This is a genomic window from Bradyrhizobium sp. 159 (genome assembly GCF_023073795.1).
In the GTDB taxonomy this organism is placed as follows: Bacteria; Pseudomonadota; Alphaproteobacteria; order Rhizobiales; family Xanthobacteraceae; genus Bradyrhizobium.
Window position 1 is genome coordinate 1 of sequence record NZ_JADPKE010000108.1, and the last position, 751, is coordinate 751.

General features: G+C 63.5%; 1 protein-coding gene. It reads left to right on the top strand.

Annotated features, from left to right (window positions below):
• Window positions 1-745: IS3 family transposase (locus tag IVA96_RS33085; protein ID WP_247421783.1), on the top strand; the 745-nt coding region annotated here is incomplete at its 5' end.
• Window positions 746-751: the final 6 nt, after the last annotated feature.

The following is a 751-nucleotide window of genomic DNA, read 5'->3' on the forward strand; positions in this document are numbered from 1 at the left end:
CGGCTATCGGCGCCTGCATGTTCTGCTCAGGCGGGAGGGCTATCTGGTCAACCACAAGAAACTGTTCCGGCTCTACCAGGAAGAGAGGCTCGCGGTCCGTCGCCGTGGTGGCCGCAAGCGGGCGCTCGGGACCAGGGCGCCGATGGTGGTGCCTATAGCGCCGAATGACCGCTGGTCGCTCGACTTCGTCTCGGACCAGCTCACCGATGGCCGCCGCTTCCGCATCCTGACCGTGGTCGACGAGTGCACGCGCGAATGCCTGGCGTTGATGGCCGACACCTCGCTGTCGGGCTCCCGGGTAGCGCGGGAGCTGGACCGGCTGATCATCGAGCGCGGCAAGCCCAAAATGGTGGTCAGCGACAACGGCACCGAATTGACCAGCAACGCCATCCTGACATGGGCCGATCAGAGCCGCGTCGCCTGGCATTACATCGCGCCCGGCAAGCCGACGCAGAATGCCTTCATCGAAAGCTTCAATGGCCGTCTCCGAGACGAATTGTTGAACGAGACGCTGTTCACGTCGCTGGCCCAGGCCCGGGTCGAACTCGGACATTGGCGGGCCGACTACAACGATACGCGACCTCACTCGCAACTCGGATGGAAAACACCATCGGAGTTTGCCTTCACCTGCAACCCGCGACGGGATCTGGCGCTGCGCTATGCCGATGGCTCCGCACCAGCTCCCGTCGCTACCACCGCCCATTCGGGTAAATCCAACAGCCGGGGCGAACTCAGGACTGGATAAAACTTG